Annotated in this window: 17 protein-coding genes; 12 read left to right on the forward strand and 5 right to left on the reverse strand. The window is 57.3% G+C overall.

Features of this window, described 5'->3' with window-relative positions:
* The first annotated feature begins 22 nt into the window (after window positions 1–22).
* Window positions 23–1,393 carry a dipeptidase gene (locus tag BQ5361_RS02775; protein WP_071424909.1) on the forward strand — a complete coding sequence of 457 codons (1,371 nt, stop codon included), beginning with the start codon at window positions 23–25 and terminating at the stop codon, window positions 1,391–1,393.
* Between the two features lie 204 nt (window positions 1,394–1,597).
* Here the strand turns inward: BQ5361_RS02775 and BQ5361_RS02780 are convergent, their stop codons facing one another.
* From BQ5361_RS02780 to BQ5361_RS02790, 3 genes are all read right to left on the reverse strand, one after another.
* Window positions 1,598–3,124, reverse strand: coding sequence for a BACON domain-containing protein (locus tag BQ5361_RS02780; protein ID WP_035471802.1), 1,527 nt, complete (start codon window positions 3,122–3,124; stop codon window positions 1,598–1,600).
* Between the two features lie 27 nt (window positions 3,125–3,151).
* A complete protein-coding gene (locus BQ5361_RS02785) occupies window positions 3,152–4,579 on the reverse strand; it encodes a BACON domain-containing protein (RefSeq protein WP_035471804.1) in 1,428 nt (475 codons plus the stop codon).
* A 444-nt stretch (window positions 4,580–5,023) separates the two neighbouring features.
* A complete protein-coding gene (locus tag BQ5361_RS02790; RefSeq protein WP_035471807.1) occupies window positions 5,024–5,575 on the reverse strand; it encodes a TlpA family protein disulfide reductase in 552 nt (183 codons plus the stop codon).
* 197 nt (window positions 5,576–5,772) lie between these two features.
* Between BQ5361_RS02790 and dnaN the strand changes: the two genes are divergently transcribed.
* The 8 genes from dnaN (at window position 5,773) to htpG (ending at window position 14,421) form a co-directional block, all read left to right on the forward strand.
* Window positions 5,773–6,897 (forward strand): DNA polymerase III subunit beta, encoded by a 1,125-nt coding sequence (dnaN, locus tag BQ5361_RS02795; protein ID WP_022063140.1) that lies wholly within the window; start codon window positions 5,773–5,775, stop codon window positions 6,895–6,897.
* A gap of 11 nt (window positions 6,898–6,908) precedes the next feature.
* Window positions 6,909–7,685 (forward strand): 3'-5' exonuclease, encoded by a 777-nt coding sequence (locus BQ5361_RS02800; protein WP_022063141.1) that lies wholly within the window; start codon window positions 6,909–6,911, stop codon window positions 7,683–7,685.
* Between the two features lie 98 nt (window positions 7,686–7,783).
* A complete protein-coding gene (locus BQ5361_RS02805) occupies window positions 7,784–9,604 on the forward strand; it encodes a LysM peptidoglycan-binding domain-containing protein (RefSeq protein WP_035471810.1) in 1,821 nt (606 codons plus the stop codon).
* Window positions 9,605–9,640: 36 nt separating this feature from the next.
* Window positions 9,641–10,285, forward strand: coding sequence for a redox-sensing transcriptional repressor Rex (locus tag BQ5361_RS02810; protein WP_022063143.1), 645 nt, complete (start codon window positions 9,641–9,643; stop codon window positions 10,283–10,285).
* Window positions 10,286–10,294: 9 nt separating this feature from the next.
* On the forward strand, window positions 10,295–11,056 hold the full coding sequence (locus BQ5361_RS02815) for an adenylyltransferase/cytidyltransferase family protein (RefSeq protein ID WP_052130964.1): 762 nt from the start codon (window positions 10,295–10,297) through the stop codon (window positions 11,054–11,056).
* A 20-nt stretch (window positions 11,057–11,076) separates the two neighbouring features.
* Complete coding sequence (locus BQ5361_RS02820) at window positions 11,077–11,475, forward strand: acyl-CoA thioesterase (protein ID WP_022063145.1); 399 nt, start codon at window positions 11,077–11,079, stop codon at window positions 11,473–11,475.
* Window positions 11,476–11,584: 109 nt separating this feature from the next.
* Window positions 11,585–12,235 carry a lysoplasmalogenase gene (locus tag BQ5361_RS02825; RefSeq protein WP_052130965.1) on the forward strand — a complete coding sequence of 217 codons (651 nt, stop codon included), beginning with the start codon at window positions 11,585–11,587 and terminating at the stop codon, window positions 12,233–12,235.
* A 125-nt stretch (window positions 12,236–12,360) separates the two neighbouring features.
* Window positions 12,361–14,421 carry a molecular chaperone HtpG gene (htpG, locus tag BQ5361_RS02830; RefSeq protein WP_035471813.1) on the forward strand — a complete coding sequence of 687 codons (2,061 nt, stop codon included), beginning with the start codon at window positions 12,361–12,363 and terminating at the stop codon, window positions 14,419–14,421.
* Window positions 14,422–14,495: 74 nt separating this feature from the next.
* Here htpG and panB read toward each other — a convergent pair whose 3' ends face one another.
* Together panB and BQ5361_RS02840 are read right to left on the reverse strand one after the other, a co-directional pair.
* A complete protein-coding gene (panB, locus tag BQ5361_RS02835; RefSeq protein ID WP_035471816.1) occupies window positions 14,496–15,311 on the reverse strand; it encodes a 3-methyl-2-oxobutanoate hydroxymethyltransferase in 816 nt (271 codons plus the stop codon).
* A gap of 46 nt (window positions 15,312–15,357) precedes the next feature.
* Window positions 15,358–15,915, reverse strand: coding sequence for an RNA methyltransferase (locus BQ5361_RS02840; RefSeq protein WP_022063149.1), 558 nt, complete (start codon window positions 15,913–15,915; stop codon window positions 15,358–15,360).
* Window positions 15,916–16,193: 278 nt separating this feature from the next.
* Between BQ5361_RS02840 and BQ5361_RS02845 the strand changes: the two genes are divergently transcribed.
* The 3 genes from BQ5361_RS02845 to BQ5361_RS02855 all read left to right on the forward strand — a co-directional run bounded on the left by BQ5361_RS02845 (window position 16,194) and on the right by BQ5361_RS02855 (window position 19,315).
* Entirely contained in the window at window positions 16,194–16,625 is a 432-nt protein-coding gene (locus BQ5361_RS02845; RefSeq protein ID WP_257526092.1) for a DUF4377 domain-containing protein, read from the forward strand.
* A 67-nt stretch (window positions 16,626–16,692) separates the two neighbouring features.
* Window positions 16,693–17,067, forward strand: a complete 375-nt coding sequence (locus tag BQ5361_RS02850; protein WP_052130973.1) for a DUF3795 domain-containing protein — start codon at window positions 16,693–16,695, stop codon at window positions 17,065–17,067.
* 34 nt (window positions 17,068–17,101) lie between these two features.
* Window positions 17,102–19,315 (forward strand): sodium-translocating pyrophosphatase, encoded by a 2,214-nt coding sequence (locus BQ5361_RS02855; RefSeq protein WP_022063152.1) that lies wholly within the window; start codon window positions 17,102–17,104, stop codon window positions 19,313–19,315.
* The last annotated feature ends 136 nt before the right edge of the window (window positions 19,316–19,451 follow it).

Consider the following 19,451-nt stretch of genomic DNA (forward strand, 5'->3'; position numbering starts at 1 on the left):
ATACTAATTAATAAATAACAATATGGTAAAACAGTATATCGAAGAGAACAGGGAACGGTTCCTGGAGGAGCTGTTCGAGCTGCTCCGGATACCCTCGGTCAGCGCCCAGAGCGTTCATAAGGGGGATATGGTGCGTGCGGCGGAGTGGCTGCGGGATGCGCTGCTCAAGTCGGGCGCCGACCGGGCCGAGGTGATGCCTACCGAGGGCAATCCGGTGGTCTTCGCGGAAAAAATCATCGACCGGTCGCTGCCGACGGTGCTCGTGTACGGCCACTATGACGTGATGCCCGAAGACCCGGTGGACGAGTGGCGGACGGAGCCTTTCGAGCCTGTCGTGAAGGAAGGGCGCATCTGGGGCCGCGGTGCCGACGACGACAAGGGGCAGCTCTACATGCACGCCAAGGCGTTCGAGGCGCTCGTGGCTACGGGGCAGTTGCCGTGCAATGTGAAGTTCATGCTCGAAGGGGAAGAGGAGATAGGCTCCGGAAGCCTTTACAAATGGTGCGAGGAACACAGGGAGCTGGTGAAAGCCGACATCATCCTCGTTTCCGATACGAGTCTCATCGCATGGGATACCCCCTCCATCACCTGCGGCCTGCGCGGACTCTGCTACATGCAGGTGGAGGTGACTGGCCCCGACAAGGACTTGCACTCCGGACTTTACGGCGGTGCGGTGGCCAATCCGGCGAACGTGCTGGCCGACATGATTGCGAAACTCGTCGATGCCGACGGACACATCGCCATTCCCGGTTTTTACGATGACGTGCGCGAACTGTCCGACGCGGAGCGGCGTGCGCTCAACAGTGCCCCGTTCGACGTGGAGCGCTACAAGGAATCCATCGATATCCCGGCCGTACAGGGCGAGAAGGGCTATACGACTGCCGAGCGTACCGGGGTGCGTCCCTCGCTTGACGTGAACGGTATCTGGGGCGGTTACATCGACGAGGGAACGAAGACCATCATCCCTTCGAAGGCTTCGGCGAAAATATCCATGAGGCTCGTACCGCATCAGGATTATCGGAAAATCGCGGTGCTTTTCGAGAACTATTTCCGCAGCATCGCTCCGGAGAGCGTGCGCGTGGAGGTAAAGGCGCTGCACGGCGGCCAGCCCTATGTGTCGCCTACCGACCTGCCGGCCTACCATGCCGCCGAGAAGGCCATGGAGGAGACTTTCGGAAAGACACCCCTGCCGTTCTATTCGGGTGGCAGCATCCCGATAATCAGCGGTTTTGAATCCATACTCGGCACCAAGTCCATCCTGATGGGTTTCGGTCTCGACCGCGATGCGATTCATTCGCCCAACGAGAGTTACGGGCTGGACAACTTCTACCGCGGCATCGAGACCATTGCGCTCTTCTATCGGTATTTCGCCGAAATGAGCCGGGCGAAGTAATATTTTGACATTTGTGTATGAGCTGGGCGGCCATGATTCATGGCCGCCCAGCCCGTGTTGTCCGGCGGTCGGAACGCTTCTTCCGTTACGAATGCGGGGTGCGCGGACGGACGGTGTCGCAGAATGAAAGTGGGGGGAACCGCAGCATTGCGCTGCGGCTCCCCCTGCAAGAACCTGTCGCTATGTTTGCGGCCCGCCGTCCCGTTATTCGGGTATCTGCACGCCGTTTACATAGAGTCCTATCGAGCCCTCGTAGGTGCCCGTTATCCGGTTGTTCATGTCGTCGGTCAGGTCGAAATCGAAACGGTAGAGGGTATTGCCGTCGGCCTGTTTGGTAATCGTGACCGTACCCGTGATGATGGGGGCCATGTCGCCGTCCGTCGCTCCGTCTGTCAGGGCCATGTACCAGAAGCCTTGGTAAGGCGCCCAGAAACTGGAGGTCTTCCGACCTTGAAGAATGGTGAACGGGTCGCTTGTAGCGAGGTCGTCGGGGTCCTCGGGAGCAGGTTTGGCCGGTCCGACGATGTAGTCACCGTCGGGAATGACGTAGTTCATCTCGTCGTTCAGTTCTTTGCGGTCGGTAATGATGTTGAACGACAGTTTATGACCGGTACCGTCGAATTTGCCGGTATTGGGATTGAAATTGACTCCGTCCGAAAGGATGTTGATTTCCCAGGAAGACCAGGGATAGAGGAACAGGTCGTCCGGGTATCTCGGGTTCAGGTTCGAGCGGGCCCAGGAGAAACCCAGCGTATTGAGGTCGATATCGTTGTTGAAGGTCGAGAAATGGTCCGGAGCGGCGGTTTGGGAAGCCGCGATGCGCACCTCATCCACGCTTTCTGCATCGACCGAGATGATGATGTATCCGGAACGGGACGAGGCGGTCGTATTGCGCGTAGCGGGGCGGACGTTGAGCTGCGTGTCGTTTTTGTCGGGCGTGAGAGATATCCAGTCGGTGGCTTTTCCCTCTTCGTCCACGGCTTTGGCCGTCCACGTGCAGTTTACGGCGGTAACGGTGAGGTAGGCCTGGTTGAGGTCGTCGTATTCCCATGCGAGCGGGTCGGTCGGGGTGACGGTCAGCGACGGCGGGACGATTTTGCCCTCCTGCACCACGATGACCGCTTTGGCTTCGGCGGACGGTTCGGAGGGTGTCACGATAATCCTTCCGGTACGCCTGCTCTCTTCGGGGTTGTCCTGTACCGATACGGTGAACGTTCCGTTCCCCTCCTCGACGGTAATCCAGGCTGCGGCGTCGTCCTCTGCGGCGGCGCTCCACGCGAGTGTCTCGACGGACGGTGTGACCTTCACCTCCTGCGGGGCAGCACCTTCGCCCTCGAAGGTCAGGGAAGCGGGTTCGACGGTCAGATAAAGGTCGGGGGCATCCGCATTGCCCGCCTGACGGAGCGTGATGCTGATGGCCGGGACTTTGTCGTTGTTCTCGGCGAATATCCTTATCTGGCCGGTACGGCCGTCCTTGCTCATATTGTCCGCAGCCATGACCGACAGGCCGCCGTCGCGTTTCTCGGCGGTTATCCATGCCCCGGTGCTTTCGGGTACGGAGTAGTCCCAGGCAACGTTTTTGGCCGTTACCGCAATGGTTTGTGCTGCGCCTCCGGTGGCGGCGAACTCGATTTCGGTCGGGGTCGCGGAGAGCGATGCCGTGTTGTCTGTTTCGGGTTTGCAGGCGGCGGCGAGCAGCATCACCGGCGCCAGCCAAAGATACTTTTTCATACTGATTCGGGTTTTAAGGTGAATATGTTATTTCTCCAGGGCCGGTGCGAGATACCATCCTACTACGCGCGGTTGAAGAGCGCTGTCTTCCATCGTATGTGCCATCAGGTATTGTCCGTCAGGCGATACGTGGCGGATGTAGCCCATCGGGGCGATGATGCCGTAAGTGGAGAGTATCCACTCCTGAACGCTGCCGAGGTTGGTCTGGGTGTTTACGTCGTACATGAAACCGTTGTTGGGCAGGTAGGAGCTGTTGGCGATGCAGACGATGCCGTCGTTGGTGATGTGCGAAACCACCCTTTCGCCGTAATCCTTGATGATGACGGTCTTGCCTGTTTCCGTATTGAAGACGGCCGGATAGGTTTCGATGTGATAATTGCCGTCTTCCATAATTTCATAGCGGTATGCCCCCGCTATCCATTTGCCGTTGGGGCTTATCTGCGTCAGGTCGGCCATGCAGCGCATGGCATCCACGCATATCTCCTCCTCGCCGTAGCGGTTTATTTCCGTATGTATGCGGCGCACATCGCTGCCTGCCCAGTCGACCTTGCCGTCTTTCCAGTAGAGCATGCCGAAATCCAGATTGTCCCATGAGGAGCCGTAGATGACCGAACCGTCGGCGGAGCAGCCGCGGGCCATGCAGCCGTTTATGAAAGGAACTCCGCGCAGGCTGGCTTCCGGCATGGGCAGCAGTTCCGGAACGCCGTCCACCCATTTGACCGGATGGAAGAGGTTATTGTTGTCGTAATCGCCCGTCTGGTTATAGCCGACCCAGATGCGGCCGTCTTCCGAGATGCCCTGTACGTGGGGATTCAGTTTGAAACCCTCGACCTGTTTCGGCATGATGACGTTGCCCTGCAGGTCGATGCCGGGGCTCGAGCCGTCCTGGGCGTTGAAGCAGAAAAACAGCCCCTGGTCGGAGATGGCATAGGGTCTCAGAAGCATGTACAGAGCGGACGGGAAGGGGCCGGTCTTGGTCCATTCGTCGGTTTGGAGGTCGATGATGACCGGGTAGTAACAGTAGCTCTCATCGGGCTGGAGTTCCGATATGATGCCGCCGACGTACCGTCCGCTTTTGGACATGACCGTACCGCCGGAGAAGGTTTTCAGGACACGGAGCCGGGCGATGTTGCTGTCGGCAGCCAGCTGACTGACGCTAATCGATGCCTCGGCGCGGCCGGAGGCGATGAGGATTTCGGTACTCCGGTCGTAGTCGGTGTCGTTGTCGGCAACCGTGAGGACGAGGGCGTCCGCCTGCTGTTCCACGGTCAGCCACGAGGCGCCGGATTCCGCCGTCCAGGAGCCCGAAGCATTGACGCGGACCGTCTGCGGAAGGTTGTCGGCAGCCCGGAAAGTGCATGCCGCGTCGCTGAGCTTTACATACTCGTTCTTTGGGTCTTGTGTACAGCCGGCCAGCAGAATCACGGCTGCAGCGAAAAAGGATAGTTTTTTCATCGTAGAGATAGTTGGTGTTTGTTTAAGTGTTGCTGCGGGCAAGCCTACCGGTCGGCCTGCCGTGCAGCGAAAAAAAATGTATTTGTTGTATATATACTATTGTTTTTAAAATTGCGGTTGCAATTAAGTAAAATTAAATTGATAAAACAATAATATATGTATTTGAGAAAAAATGCACTTTCAACATAAAGGAAGGTCGGTAAAATAAGAAAATGTGTTTTTTGCAGATGTTGCGTGCCGGGTTGGCAGGCAGGGAAGAACGATGCGGGAAGGCGGTACGGACGGGGCCGGTTCACCGGAGCGCATCTTTGCCGGAAGCCCTTCCGACCGGAGCCGGTAACGGAAGAAGGGGCGGTGGGGTGGGAAAGGGGATGGGGTATACGGCATCCGGGGACGGACACATTTGTCCGTCCCCGGATAGGTCATGGTTGTCGCTGCCGTGTGTTACCGGTATTGCCGGAGCAGAGCGAGGTAACCTGCCGCATCGAGCTCGGGAGCGGCCGATTGCCATACCACGACGCCTTCCGCGTTGACGATATAGACGCGGGGGATACCGGCACTGGCGAAGCGGTCGAAGACCGAACGGTCGCCGTCGAGATACCACGGCATCCGAAGGTCATGGTCTTTCCAGTACCGGGAGAGGATATCGGGACTCTGTTCGTACCGTCCTTCCGCGCCGCCGCGCGATATGGCTACGACGTCATAGCCGGGTTCGCCGGCTACCGTCTGCCATACGGCGTCGATTACGGGCAGCTCCGCCTGGCAGTCGGGACACCAGGTGGCGAAGAAAAGCAGCAGCGTCGTCCGGCCGGCGAATCCTTCGGGAGAGTCGAAAGTCCGCCCCCCTTCTCCCGAAACGCTGAAGGCGGGAACGGTCATGCCTACCCGGACATACTCTCTTGCGGGGTGGTTTCCTCCGTCGTCCCTGACGCAGGAGACCGACAGCGATACGGCGGCAGCGGCCATGGCGATATGTTTGAGATGGTGATGGTACATATTTCGACAGGACGGAAATTCGGAATGGACCCGTCCGCGCCTTAAAGATAGGTATAATTACATTGGTTTTGTATAGCGGAATCATGTTTTGTTACATTCTTTATGCCGGTACGGAGGGGCGGTTTGGCGGAATCGATGAAAATGCCTATTTTTGAAAATTAATCGGGAAAACAACAGTTCAATAAAATATACAGAGCATGAAATTCGTCATATCAAGTTCCGCATTGCTGTCGTTCCTTTCGACGGCATCGAAGGTTATCAGCAGCAAGAATACGCTTCCCATACTCGATTATTTTCTGTTCGAGGTAAAGGACGGCAGCCTGAAAGTGACCGCGTCCGACCTCGAAACGACCATTACCTCCACGATAATCCCCGAGAGCGTCGAATCGGAGGGCGTGATAGCCGCACCGGTGAAACTCCTCATCGACTCGCTCAAGGAGTTCTCCGAACAGCCGCTGACCTTCGAGGCCGACGAGGAGAAGTGGGAGATAAAGATTAGCTGGAAGACCGGCTCCATTGCGTTGCCGGGTACCTCCGGCATGAGCTATCCGGCCGCCCAGCCTCTCGCCGACGATGCGCAGGAGCTCACTTTCGATGTGGACGTGCTTTTGGGCGGTATCAACAGGACCATCTTCGCCACGGCCGACGACGAACTTCGGCCCGTGATGAACGGTATCTTCATCGACCTCACTCCGTCGCAATACATCTTCGTCGCCACCGATGCGCACAAACTGGTGAAATATACGGTCGATACCGAGGGCGGCCCGAAGGCTTCGTTCATCCTGCCCAAGAAACCGGCCAACCTGCTGCGTACCATTCTGCTCAAGGAGGACGACGCGGTAAAGGTGGCGTTCGATTCCAAAAACGTGAAGTTCACGCTGAAAAACAGTACCCTTATGTGCCGCCTCATCGAAGGCAATTACCCGAATTACAACGGCGTGATACCGGCCAACAATCCGAACAGGCTCATCGTGGACAGGGTGGAGCTGCTGAATGCCATCAAACGCGTGGCGGTCTGCTCCAACCAGGCGACCAACCTGATAAAGTTCGATATCGGGGATAACCGGATAAACCTTACGGCCCAGGACCTCGATTTCTCCTATTCAGCCAACGAGAGTCTGTCGTGCAGCTACGAGGGGACGCCCGTGACGATAGGGTTCAAATCGACTTTTCTGGTGGAGATACTTTCTAACCTCGAGACTCCCAGCGTTGTTATCGAGCTGGCCGATTCGACCCGTTCGGGTGTTTTCAAGCCTATTTACGACGATGTGCAGGCGAGCGATACGCTGATGATACTCATGCCCATGCTCATTAACGCATAGGGTGCGCGGCGATGGAACTGAAACTGAAGAGACCGATAGTTTTCCTCGATTTGGAGACCACGGGGGTAGACCCGGCCAAAGACCGAATCGTGGAGATTTCGCTGGTGAAAGTGCAGCCCGACGGTAGCAAGGAGGTGAAGACACGGCGCATCAATCCGGGGATGCCCATACCGCCGGAATCGACCGCAATACACGGCATTGCCGATGACGACGTGAAGGACGAACCCCGTTTCGAGCAGATAGCCAAGTCGCTCGCCGCCTACATGGAGGGGTGCGACCTGGCGGGATACAACTCCAACCGTTTCGATATTCCGGTGTTGGCGGAAGAGTTCCTGCGTGCCGGAGTGGATGTGGATTTGAAAAAGCGGAGATTCATCGACGTGCAGAACATCTTCCACAAGATGGAACAGCGTACGCTCGTCGCCGCCTACCGTTTTTACTGCGACCGGGAGCTGGAGGGAGCCCATTCGGCCGAAGCCGATACGCTGGCTACCTACGAGGTGCTGAAGGCACAGCTCGACCGGTATCCCGAACTGGAAAACGACGTGGAGTTCCTGGCCAAATTTACCGAGCAGAACCGCTGTGCGGACTATGCCGGCCGTATCCTTTATGATAAGGACGGGGTGGAGGTCTTCGGTTTCGGAAAGTACAGGGGGCGTCCGGTGGCGGAGGTCTTCCGGGAGGAGCCGGGGTACTATTCGTGGATGATGAACGGCGATTTTCCGATGTACACGAAAAAGGTGATTACGGAGATACGTCTGCGCGATGCGGCGCTGAACAAGAAATAGCGCATGGTCGAACGGGTTCCGGCGGTACCGGAGCCCGTCGTGCGGCGGAGGAGACGAAGATTCCGCCGGAATAGCGTGATGAATGTCAAAGGAGAGCGATGATGAAGAGTTGGCTGATAGTTTTGGCGGCGTCTGTCCTCCTGTTCGGAGAGGCCGCTGCCCAGGCCCCCGGTACACGGTCGTCCGAAGTGGTGAGCATGGCAGGTACGGACTACTATCTGCATCGGGTTGCCCCGGGCGAAACGGTCTATTCCCTGTCGAGGCTGTACGGTGTCGCCGAGGAGCGTTTTTACGAAGACAATCCGGCGGTGAAGGAGGCCGGACTGAAAGCGGGTGAAACGGTCCGGGTGCTCTGTACCGATGTGCCGGAGATAGAGCTGTCCCGCCGCAAGATGCAGCGGACGTTCGTAACCCATACCGTGCAGCCGGGCGAGACCACCTACTCTATCGCCAAGCGTTACTCACTGGCAATCAATACACTCATACAGGACAATCCGGGGCTCGACCCGTCGCATCTGAAGGCAGGGCAGGAACTGCTCATCCGCAAGTCCGAGATGGACAAGACCTCGCCGCAGCAAATCCTGTCGCAGATGGACGATTTTGCCTCGACGCTGACGGAGGTGTCCGATGAATATGTTTACCACCTCGTCGAGATGGGCGAGACGCTCTATGCCATCAGCCGCGAATACGGTGTGACCGTAGCCGACATAGAGGCCGGCAATGATGTCCGCGGCGGGCTGAAGGCGGGGGTGCTGCTGCGGATACCCGTCCCGGGACGGGAGCTTGCGGCGAAGGATACCGCTGCAGGGGAGGCGGCCGGTGCGGTCGGAGGGGGGGAGCATCCTCTTCTACCCGGAACGGAGGTGCCGTTTCGGGAAAGCCGCCCTTATGCGGGGGAGATGGAACTTGCACTGCTGCTGCCGCTGTCGGACGACAATACGGTACGGGCGAGTTTCATGGAGTTTTACGAAGGGGCGCTGATTGCGGCCGATGAACTGAGAAATGCCGGCCATTCGGTGGTGCTGAATCTTTTCAATACGGAACGTTCGCCTGAAACGGTGCGGACGATAACCGCCGCGGAGGCTTTCCGGCACTCCGATGTCATCATCGGGCCGGTGTATGAGGACGAATTGGCCCCGGTGGCCGAATATTCGAGGCTGACCGGCGTACCGGTGGTCTCGCCGCTCGCCGACCTCGGGGAGGGATACGGCGCTACGGTGTTCAGCATGTCACCGGAGCCTTCCCGCCGTTATGAGAAGATGGGTCCTCTTTTCGAAGGTGACAAGAACATCGTCTTCATCACGTCGGACGTGAACGATGCCGCTTTCGAACGGGAGATGAAAGCCGTCGTAGGAGGCAATCCCTACCAACGGGTGGTATATCGCAAAGGGACGCCTTCGCAGCAAATCGACGAGATGTTGGCAGGCAGCGGGACGGATAACGTTTTCGTGGTGCTGGCCGGAGACGAGACCGGCGTGGACCTCATTCTGGCTGCGCTCAGCTCGGTGCAGAACAGCCGGCTGGCGCGTTCCAAACGGACGGGACACATCATGGTGGTGGGCAACTCCAGGTGGGTGCGCTATCGTAACCTCGACCGGAGTCTTTTTTTCAAACTGAACGTTTCGTTCGTCACCTCCTATCATGCCGACCGCGGTAATGAGGCGGTGCTGGATTTCGACAGGCGGTACATAGAGGCTTTCGGGCGCGTGCCCTCGCTCTACTCCTACCGCGGTTACGACGCGGTGAAGATGTTCGGCGGCGCGGTCGCTGCGGGCAATGCCGTACCGGCCCTGTCAGGCAGTGTTATGGTACCGCTGCAGACGCCCTACCGTTTTGAAACGGGTGCGGGCGGCAATACGGGCAATACCGAGTGGGCCCTCGTGACCTACGGCAACGACTATACCATCAGCGTCCGGTAATCCTCCGACGGAGAGAAATACAAAAACGATTCGATTATGTCCAATAATAATATTCCCGAGAAGACCATTGAGCGACTGAGCGAGTACCGCCGCACGCTGATGAATCTGCACCGTCAGGGTATTACGCACATATTTTCGCATGTGCTCGCCGGCATGCAGGGCATCACGGCCGTACAGGTGCGCCGCGACCTGATGCTGATAGGCTTTTCGAGCGATACGAAAAAAGGGTATGACGTCGAGGTACTGATAGATTTCATCAACGGCATCCTCGACAGTCCTACGCCGATGAACATCGCCGTGATAGGGATGGGACACCTCGGTCAGGCCATCACCCGTTATTTTAACGGCAAGGGGCTGAATCTGAAAATAGTAGCCGCGTTCGACGTGGACCCGGAAAAGGTCGGTCAAACCATCGAGGAGATACCTTGTTACAGTATGGACGACTTCGAGGCCGACGTGTCGAGCCTCGATATCAACATAGCGGTGCTTTCGTGCCCGTCGCGGATAGCCTCCGACCTGGTCGTACCGATAGTCAATGCCGGCATCAAGGGGGTGCTTAACTTTACCTCCAAACCGCTGAACTTTCCGCTCGGCATCGTGGTGGAGAACTACGATATCACCACTCTCCTCGAAAAGGTCGCCTATTTCGTGAAGGAGAATGAAGAGAACAATGAAATGTAGCCTGTCGTCATGAGGGTGTTCCGTTCGGCGGAGGGATTGCCGCCAATCAAATTCCCGGTCGTTACGGTCGGTTCGTACGACGGGGTGCATTTCGGCCACCGCGCCTTGCTCGAGCAGGTGAAGACGATGGCGGACGAGGCGGGCGGAGAGAGCGTTGTAGTCACTTTCTGGCCCCATCCGAGAAGGGTGCTGCCCGACGGAGGCGGGGTGAAGTTGCTCAATACGCTCGACGAGAAGCTTTGGTTATTGCGGGAGGCCGGCATCGACGATGTGGTCGTGCTGCCTTTCACTGCCGAATTCGCCCGACTGTCTTCGGACGATTTCGTGCGGGAGATACTCGTGGGAAAGATAGGGATGAAGCGGTTCGTGGTGGGGTACAACCACCGTTTCGGGAGCGGTCAGCAGGGTGATTTCGCTTCGTTGCAGCGTATGCAGGGGGAGCTCGGGTTCGTTGCCGTCCGTGTCGGCCGGCGCGACGTGCACGAAGAGAAGGTGAGTTCGACCGTCGTCCGCAATATGATTGCCTCCGGAGAGATGGCGCATGCAGCGGAGTTCCTGACGAGGGGATATATCCTCATTGCGGATATCCGGGGCCGGAGCGTACTGCCCGGCGATAGGGATAAGCTGCTGCCGCCTCCGGGCGCATATCCCGTTACGGTCGAAGCCGGAGGGAAACTTTGGCGGGATGAGCTTCTTGTCGGAGAGGAAACGCTGCGGCTCGCCGAATGGAACGGCGGGGATTGCGGCGGAGTGTTGATAACGTTCATATAGACGAGAAAAGGATGGAAAAGATGCCGGAATCCGAGGTTCGGATACGTGTCAGATACAAGGAGACGGACAACATGGGGGTGGTGCACCACTCCAATTACGTGAACTATTACGAGGTGGCGCGTACCGAGATGATGCGCGGGCGTGGGCTCTCCTACAAGGAGATGGAGGCCCGCGGAGTGATGCTGCCCGTGCGCGAGGTACAGTTGAACTACCTGGCGCCTGCCTATTATGACGACCTGCTGACGGTTCGTATACGGATTGCGGAGAGGCCGGGCGTGAAACTGAGGTTCGAGCACGAGATATACAACGAGGCGGGCGACCTGATAAATACGGGAACGGTCGTGCTTGTATTCGTCGATGCGGTTACTCGCCGGCCGTTGCGGGCGCCGCAGTGGTTTTTGGAACTGTTCGGTTTCTGAACCGTTTTCGGCAGGCCGCTGTTGTCGGAAGCGGGATTTTCCGGACGGCACGGAATCCGGAAGCGGTGGTGCTGCCAAAGGTTTGGACAGGTCGGATGGAGGGGACGCAATGAAGAAGGGTACATACATATCGTTGTTGGCGGGATATGTCGTTACGGTCGCAGTGTACGGCATGTGGCAGCATTTCGGCTTGCCGCTGCTGCCGCTGGTCTTCGCCCTTCCCGTGTTTTATCTTGCCGTCGTTTCGCTCGTCCCGACAAAATGGCACGGTTCGTTCATGTCGCTCGGCTTGTTGATGTCCGCCGCCGGCGACTATTGCGGAGAAAGCGGCATGTTTCTGTTGCAGGCTTCGTTTTTCGCAGTCGCCCATATCTTTTATGCGGTCTATTTCCTGCGCGGTGCATGGTTCCGTCCCTCGTCGCTCGCCGCCGCTCTGTTGTTGTGTGCCGCCGTTGCCGTCGCGGCATCCCGGATAATCCCGGCAGTCGGAAACCCGACGGAACATGGAGCAGTTGTCGTGTATGCCGTACTGATAACCCTGATGTGCGCCTCTTCGTTTTTCTGGAAAGGAAAGGGGCGCGGATGGTATATCGCCGGGGCTCTGCTTTTTCTCATCTCCGATGTGTTCCTGGCCTGGAACCGTTTCGTCCGTCCTTTCACCTGGAGCAGTGTCGCCGTGCTGTCGTGCTACTGGGCCGCACAGGCCCTGCTCGCGGGGAGTTATCTTGCCCGTTTCATCCGGCGGCCGTTGTTCCGCTGAATCTCTTTGTTACGGATTTTGCTGCTGCAAACGTGTCAGTCTGTCTGTCACAGTGGCAGACAGGACGGGGTGGCATATTGTTTGTGTTTTTGCTTGTCACTTCGAAACAACAAAAACACAAGCATATGCAGAACGGAAAAATCGGGGTTACTACCGAGAATATCTTCCCCATCATTAAAAAATTCCTCTATTCCGACCATGAAATATTCCTGCGGGAACTCGTGTCCAATGCGGTGGATGCCACGCAGAAGCTGAAAACGTTGGCTTCGACGGGCGATTACGCCGGCGAGTTGGGCGACCTGACGGTGCACGTCACGGCGGATGCCGCGGCGCGGACGCTGACGATTTCCGATGCGGGTATCGGCATGACAGCCGAAGAGGTGGACCGATATATCAACCAGATAGCTTTCTCAGGTGCCGAGGAGTTCATGTCGAAATACAAGAACCAGAATATCATCGGACACTTCGGCCTGGGGTTCTATTCGGCCTTCATGGTAGCCGACAGGGTGGAAATCGTTACCCAGTCTTACAGGGAGGAGGCGCCGACGGTCGTGTGGAGTTGTGGCGGAACGCCCGAATTCACCATGACGGAACGGGCGGAAAAAAGGTCGCGGGGAACCGATATTATCCTCTATCTGAGCGAAGAGAGCGCCGAGTTCGCCGACCAGTCCCGTATTCGCGGAATGCTGCGTAAATACTGTCGCTTCCTTCCCATACCGATAGCCTGTGGAAAGGTACAGGAGTGGAAGGACGGCAAGTATGTGGATACCGAACGGGACGACATTGTGAACGATACCGACCCGCTCTGGACGCATAATCCGGCCGATGTGACCGACGAACAGTACCGGGAATTCTACCGGAAGCTCTATCCGGGCAGCGACGACCCGCTGTTCTGGATACATCTCAATATCGACTATCCGTTCCACCTGACGGGGATTCTCTATTTCCCGAAAATCCACAACAATTTCGAGATTCAGAAGAACAGGATACAGCTTTACAGCAACCAGGTGTACGTGACCGATTCGGTGGAGGGCATCGTTCCCGAGTTCCTGACGCTGCTGCACGGGGTTATCGATTCGCCGGACATTCCGCTGAACGTGTCGCGCAGCTACCTTCAGAGCGACGGCAACGTGCGCAAGATATCGGGCTACATCACCCGTAAGGTGGCCGACAAGCTGCAGGAGCTCTTCAATACCGCGCGGGCGGATTTCGAGGGCAAGTGGGACGACCTGAAAATCTTCATCGAATACGGCATCGTGACCGACGAGAAGTTCGCCGAGAAGGCCGAGGGATTCATGCTGCTCAAGAATACGGCGGGCAGTTACTTCACCCTGGCCGAGTACCGCGACAAGGTGAAGGAGAACCAGACCGACCGGAACGGTACGGTGATATATATTTATACGGACGATGCGGTCGGCAAGCACAGCTTCGTCAGGGGAGCCGAGGAGAAGGGGTACGATGTCCTGCTCATGGACGGACAGCTCGACAACCACTTCGTGAGCTGGTACGAGAACAAGGAGAAAGGGTGCCGTTTCGTGCGTGTCGATTCCGATGTGGCCGAGCGGCTTATCGACAAGGAGACGAACATGAGCATGTCGCTCAGTTCCGAGCAGCAGGATATCATGCGCCCGGTGTTCGAGAGCCAGCTCCCGACCGACCAGAAGATATTCTATAACATAGCGTTCGAAGCGATGGCGCCCACCGACGCTCCGGTGACCATCACGCAGGATGAATACATGCGCCGCATGAAGGAGATGGCGGCGATGAGCGGCGGCGGCATGAGCCAGTTCTACAGCCAGATGCCCGACAACTATACGATAGCCGTCAATGCCAACCATCCGCTCGTAATCGACATTCTCGGCGAGGTGGAGAACGAGTACGGTGAGAAACTCAAGACGATAAACAAGAAGATAGAGACGGCCCAGAAGCAGCAGGCGAACCTCAACGAACTGATAAAGGATAAGAAGGAGGCCGACCTGACGGAAGAGGAGAAGCAGCAGCGCGACGACCTGGCCAAGAAGGTGGATGACCTGCGCGGGCAGCGCACGGCCCGGCTGAAGGAAATAGGTGCCGGCAACAGCCTTGTCAAACAGCTTATCGACCTTGCCCTGCTTTCCAACGGGATGCTGAAAGGTGAGCAGCTCACCAACTTTATCAAAAGGAGCGTGGAGCTTATAGGAAAGTGACGCATGCGGCAGAGCCGCTGCCCGGAATAGTCCCGCGGAGAGCTACTGCTCCGCGGGATTTTTTTATGCGACCGTCAGTACTGCTCCTCTTCGCTGGGGAAGTCGCCCTCCTTGACGTCGCGGATGTAGCTGCCGAATGCACCGGACATCGTTTCGGTCAGGTTCGCATAGCGTCGCAGAAACCGCGGAGAGAATTCGCTGTTGATGCCGAGCATGTCGTGTGTCACGAGTACCTGTCCGTCCACGTACCGGCCGGCACCGATGCCGATTATCGGGATGGCGAGTTCGCGGGCGACCTGTCCGGCCAGATGTGCCGGTATCTTTTCGAGGACGATGCCGAAACAGCCGGCCTTTTCCAACAGGTGGGCATCTTCGAGCAGCTTTTCTGCTTCGGCTTCCTCCTTGGCCCGGACGGCATAGGTGCCGTATTTGTGAATCGACTGCGGGGTGAGTCCGAGATGCCCCATGACGGGAATGCCTGCGCTCAGGATTCTGTCTACCGATTCGAGGATTTCCTTGCCTCCCTCGAGCTTGACGGCGCCTGCTTCGGTCTCCTTCATGATGCGTACCGCCGAACAGAGCGCCTCTTTCGAGTTGCCCTGATAGGTGCCGAAGGGCATGTCCACTACCACGAGGGCACGTTCCACTGCACGGGTGACCGATTGTGCATGGTATATCATGTTGTCGAGCGTCATGGGGACGGTCGTTTCGTAGCCGGCCATGACGTTGGCAGCGGAATCGCCGACCAGAATGACGTCTATTCCGGCCCTGTCGAGGATACGGGCCATGGAGTAGTCGTATGCCGTCAGCATGGCGATTTTTTCGCCGCGGCTTTTCATTTCGGCGAGCCGCAGCGTGGTGACCGGCCTGAGGTTTCTTTCGGTGGACATCGTTTCTTGAATGAATGGATTACGTCGGCAAAGATAGGAGACTTTTTCACACGGTTTCATCCGCAGCCTTTTTTTCGGATATATATCCTGCGAACAGGTGCCAGAGTACCGCCCCGCCGGCTACCGCTACGTTCAGGGAGTGTTTCGTTCCCGCCTGGGGTATCTCGACGGCACCGTCGCACATGTCGGCCACCTCCTGTGCCACCCCCTCCACCTCATTGCCGAAGACGAGGGCATAGCGTTGGCCGGCTCCCGGCCGGAAATCTTCCAGCATGACGGCTCCTTCGGCCTGTTCTACGGCGAGCGCGACGTATCCCTCCCTCCTGAGCGATTCGACGGCTTCGGCCGTACTCTCGAAGTATTGCCATGCGACGGTATTTTCGGCGCCGAGGGCCGTCTTGTGAATTTCGCGGGAGGGGGGAGTCCCCGTTATGCCGCACAGCAGCAGCCGTTCTACGGCGAAAGCGTCGCATGTTCGGAAGAAGGAACCGACATTGTTCAGGCTCCGTATATTGTCGAGTACGACCGTCACGGGCATTTTGCGCATGCGGGCATACTCTTCTGCACTCGGACGGTGCAGTTCTTCGTTGGTGGTCTTTTTCATCTCCTTTCGAACCGGTTGTTGTTTTTCCGAAAAAACGGCGCTTCGTTTGGCCGTTTTTGAAAAAAGATTAAATTTGTTGCATTGATTTCGGTACCGTCATTCCTGCCGCGCCCAAAATTACGAAAATATTGTATTCGCAGGAGCAGTGTCCGCCGGCTGTCTCCGAGGAAAGAATGGGTACGACCGGTCGACCGGGGGTGCCGCAGGATGGCAAAGCATGGTTGCAAAATCATGGATGTAAAGCCGGAGGTATTTTCGGAGAACCTTTTAAGACGGATATGATGAACGGGAAGAGGCTATTCAGGGTATTTTTGGTGTTCCTGTGCGGGTGCTGTGTCGCAGGCTGCCGCAGCACGACCTTGGAACAGAACGAAAACGGGGTAATCGGTTATCGGGAGTACGAACTGCTGGTCGCTTCGGAACAAGTCCCGGGACTTGTATGGTCGTGCGGAATGAATATTCGGGCGGATGTTTACGCCGTCAAAACGGAAGATACTCGTGAATGGGAGGCTTTCGGCCATAGTATCGGCGGATTCGAATATGAGTCTGGTTATGAATATCGAATCCGGATTTCCGAGACGGATTATCTGGACTATACGATGGCTACTCCGGCATGGACGGAATACGACCTGTTGGAAATCCTGTCGAAAGAGAAGAAAAATTCTGACGGTCTGCCGGAACATTTTATTCCGGAGTGGTTCTCTGAATGAGTCGGCAGCCGGGGTGGGGGACGGTCCGGTGCCCGTATTGACGAAGGAAGATGAGTACGGAGAGAGCATGAATAACGAGCTGATTGCATGTTGCGGCCTGGATTGCGGGGAGTGCGATGCCCGCAGGGCCACGCTGTTGAATGACGACGGGCTGCGGGAGGAGACAGCCCGGAGATGGAGCGTGATGAACGGGACTCCGGAGATTACGTCCGCGACCATCGATTGCATGGGATGTCGTACCGAAGGGGTGAAATTCGCCTATTGCAACGGCATGTGCAGCATTCGCAGGTGTGTTTCGGAGAAGGGGTACGAGACCTGCGGCGACTGTCCGTCGATGGAATGCTGCCCGATGGTCGGGGCCGTTTTGCGGCACGCGCCCGGTGCGAAGACAAACCTCCTTTCGGTCGGGCGCCTGTCCGGCAAGGAAAGGGGAGCTATTTAAACATTCAAGTATAAACATTTAAACAGAACGGATTATGGGAAATACACCGACGATTTTTTGGTTGATACCGGCTGCCGCACTCATAGCCCTGCTGTTCGCCTGGTATTTTTTCAGGCAGATGAAACGGCAGGACGAAGGGACGGAGCGCATGAAAGAGATAGCCCGGTACGTGCGTGAAGGGGCGATGGCCTATCTTCGGCAGCAGTATAAGGTGGTCGTTATCGTATTTATCGTCTTGGCACTCTTCTTCGCCTGGCTCGCCTTCGGATTGGGTGTACAGAACAAATGGGTGCCGTTCGCTTTCCTGACGGGCGGTTTCTTTTCGGGGCTCGCCGGTTTCATCGGTATGAAGACAGCTACCTATGCGTCGTCTAGAACGGCGTGTGCCGCCGACCGGTCGCTGAACCGGGGGTTGCAGGTGGCTTTCCGAAGCGGTGCCGTGATGGGGCTCGTGGTCGTGGGGCTGGGACTGCTCGACATTTCACTGTGGTATATCGTGCTGAACCATTTCGTCGATATGGAGGGGCCGCAGAAACTCGTGGTGATGACCACGACGATGCTGACTTTCGGTATGGGTGCCTCCACACAGGCCCTTTTCGCGCGTGTGGGCGGCGGTATCTATACCAAGGCGGCCGATGTGGGCGCCGACCTCGTGGGAAAGGTCGAGGCGGGAATCCCGGAGGACGACCCGCGTAATCCTGCGACGATAGCCGACAATGTGGGCGACAACGTGGGGGATGTGGCAGGTATGGGGGCAGACCTCTATGAAAGCTACTGCGGTTCCATCCTCGCTACCGCCGCGCTCGGTTCGGCTGCCTTCATGTTCAATCCCGAAGTACAGATGAAGGCCGTACTCGCTCCCATGCTGATAGCGGCCGTGGGGATTATCCTCTCCGTAATAGGCATCTTTACCGTCCGCACCAGGGAGGGGGCGTCTATGAAACAGCTTCTCCGTTCGCTCGGTTTCGGTGTGAATCTGAGCGCCGTGCTCATCGCAGTCGCTTCATTCGCCATTCTCTATCTCCTCGATATGCCCAACTGGGGATGGATAGCCGGGTCGGTGGTGATAGGACTCATCGCCGGTGTCATCATCGGGCAGGCCACCGAGTATTATACCTCTCACTCCTACCGGCCGACCAGGAAGATTGCAAAGAGTGCCGAAACGGGACCGGCTACCGTCATCATATCCGGTATCGGGATGGGGATGATATCGACCGCCGTACCGGTAATAACGATATGTTTCGCCATCGTGCTTTCTTTCCTGTGCGCCATTCGGTTCGATATTGCGGGGATGCTGACGGCAGGTAACCTGCAAACGGGGCTTTACGGCATTGCCATCGCCGCCGTGGGGATGCTCTCCACGCTCGGCATCACGCTGGCGACCGACGCTTACGGCCCGATAGCCGACAATGCCGGCGGCAACGCCCAGATGGCCGGACTCGGCGAGGAGGTGCGCCGCAGAACCGATGCGCTTGATGCGCTCGGAAATACGACGGCGGCCACCGGCAAAGGCTTTGCGATAGGTTCCGCTGCGCTGACCGCTCTGGCACTGCTCGCCTCCTATATCGAGGAGATAAGGATAGGTTTCGAACATCTCGGCCAGCAGACGTTCACGCTGTCGGACGGCGCCGTGGTGACGATAGCTGACGCCTCCATGCTGGATTTCATGGACTATTTCCAGGTGAACCTGATGAATCCGAAGGTACTTGTCGGGGTATTCGTCGGGGCGATGATGGCATTTCTTTTCTGCGGTCTTACCATGAATGCCGTAGGCCGTGCCGCACAGAGCATGGTGAATGAGGTGCGCCGCCAGTTCCGTGAAATAAAGGGTATCCTGACGGGCGACGCTACGCCGGATTATGCCCGTTGTGTGGCTATTTCGACCAAGGGGGCGCAGCGTGAAATGCTCTTCCCCTCGCTGCTCGCCATTCTCGTGCCGGTGGCCATGGGACTCGTATTTGGTGTGGCCGGCGTTATCGGGCTGTTGGTCGGTGCGCTCGGTTCGGGCTTCGTGCTGGCCATCTTCATGGCCAATTCGGGCGGAGCGTGGGACAATGCCAAGAAGTATGTGGAAGAGGGGAACATGGGCGGCAAGGGTTCCGATTCCCATAAGGCTACGGTAGTGGGCGATACCGTGGGCGACCCCTTCAAGGATACTTCGGGCCCGTCGCTCAATATTCTTATCAAGCTGATGAGCATGGTCGCAATCGTCATGGCCGGTCTGACGATTGCTTACAGCATATTCTGACCGGAAAGAGAGACCGGCAGGGCGGGCGGGTACGGGCGTATCCGCCCGTTTTCGTTGCGGCCGGCCACAATGAAAAGATTCCGGCGATACGAATTGCCGTGTCTGCCGTCCGGTTTGGCATAAAAAATGGAACTTT

The organism is Tidjanibacter massiliensis (assembly GCF_900104605.1).
Classification (GTDB): domain Bacteria; phylum Bacteroidota; class Bacteroidia; order Bacteroidales; family Rikenellaceae; genus Tidjanibacter; species Tidjanibacter inops.

Coding starts and splice junctions, on each gene's coding strand:
- BQ5361_RS02780 (WP_035471802.1), bottom strand. CDS start 3,124: ATGAAAAAGTATCTTTGGCTGGCGCCGGTGATGCTGCTCGCCGCCGCC.
- BQ5361_RS02840 (WP_022063149.1), bottom strand. CDS start 15,915: ATGAAAAAGACCACCAACGAAGAACTGCACCGTCCGAGTGCAGAAGAG.
- BQ5361_RS02815 (WP_052130964.1), top strand. CDS start 10,295: ATGAGGGTGTTCCGTTCGGCGGAGGGATTGCCGCCAATCAAATTCCCG.
- BQ5361_RS02825 (WP_052130965.1), top strand. CDS start 11,585: ATGAAGAAGGGTACATACATATCGTTGTTGGCGGGATATGTCGTTACG.
- BQ5361_RS02845 (WP_257526092.1), top strand. CDS start 16,194: ATGATGAACGGGAAGAGGCTATTCAGGGTATTTTTGGTGTTCCTGTGC.
- BQ5361_RS02775 (WP_071424909.1), top strand. CDS start 23: ATGGTAAAACAGTATATCGAAGAGAACAGGGAACGGTTCCTGGAGGAG.
- BQ5361_RS02790 (WP_035471807.1), bottom strand. CDS start 5,575: ATGTACCATCACCATCTCAAACATATCGCCATGGCCGCTGCCGCCGTA.
- BQ5361_RS02810 (WP_022063143.1), top strand. CDS start 9,641: ATGTCCAATAATAATATTCCCGAGAAGACCATTGAGCGACTGAGCGAG.
- panB (WP_035471816.1), bottom strand. CDS start 15,311: ATGTCCACCGAAAGAAACCTCAGGCCGGTCACCACGCTGCGGCTCGCC.
- htpG (WP_035471813.1), top strand. CDS start 12,361: ATGCAGAACGGAAAAATCGGGGTTACTACCGAGAATATCTTCCCCATC.
- BQ5361_RS02850 (WP_052130973.1), top strand. CDS start 16,693: ATGAATAACGAGCTGATTGCATGTTGCGGCCTGGATTGCGGGGAGTGC.
- dnaN (WP_022063140.1), top strand. CDS start 5,773: ATGAAATTCGTCATATCAAGTTCCGCATTGCTGTCGTTCCTTTCGACG.
- BQ5361_RS02820 (WP_022063145.1), top strand. CDS start 11,077: ATGCCGGAATCCGAGGTTCGGATACGTGTCAGATACAAGGAGACGGAC.
- BQ5361_RS02800 (WP_022063141.1), top strand. CDS start 6,909: ATGGAACTGAAACTGAAGAGACCGATAGTTTTCCTCGATTTGGAGACC.
- BQ5361_RS02855 (WP_022063152.1), top strand. CDS start 17,102: ATGGGAAATACACCGACGATTTTTTGGTTGATACCGGCTGCCGCACTC.
- BQ5361_RS02785 (WP_035471804.1), bottom strand. CDS start 4,579: ATGAAAAAACTATCCTTTTTCGCTGCAGCCGTGATTCTGCTGGCCGGC.
- BQ5361_RS02805 (WP_035471810.1), top strand. CDS start 7,784: ATGATGAAGAGTTGGCTGATAGTTTTGGCGGCGTCTGTCCTCCTGTTC.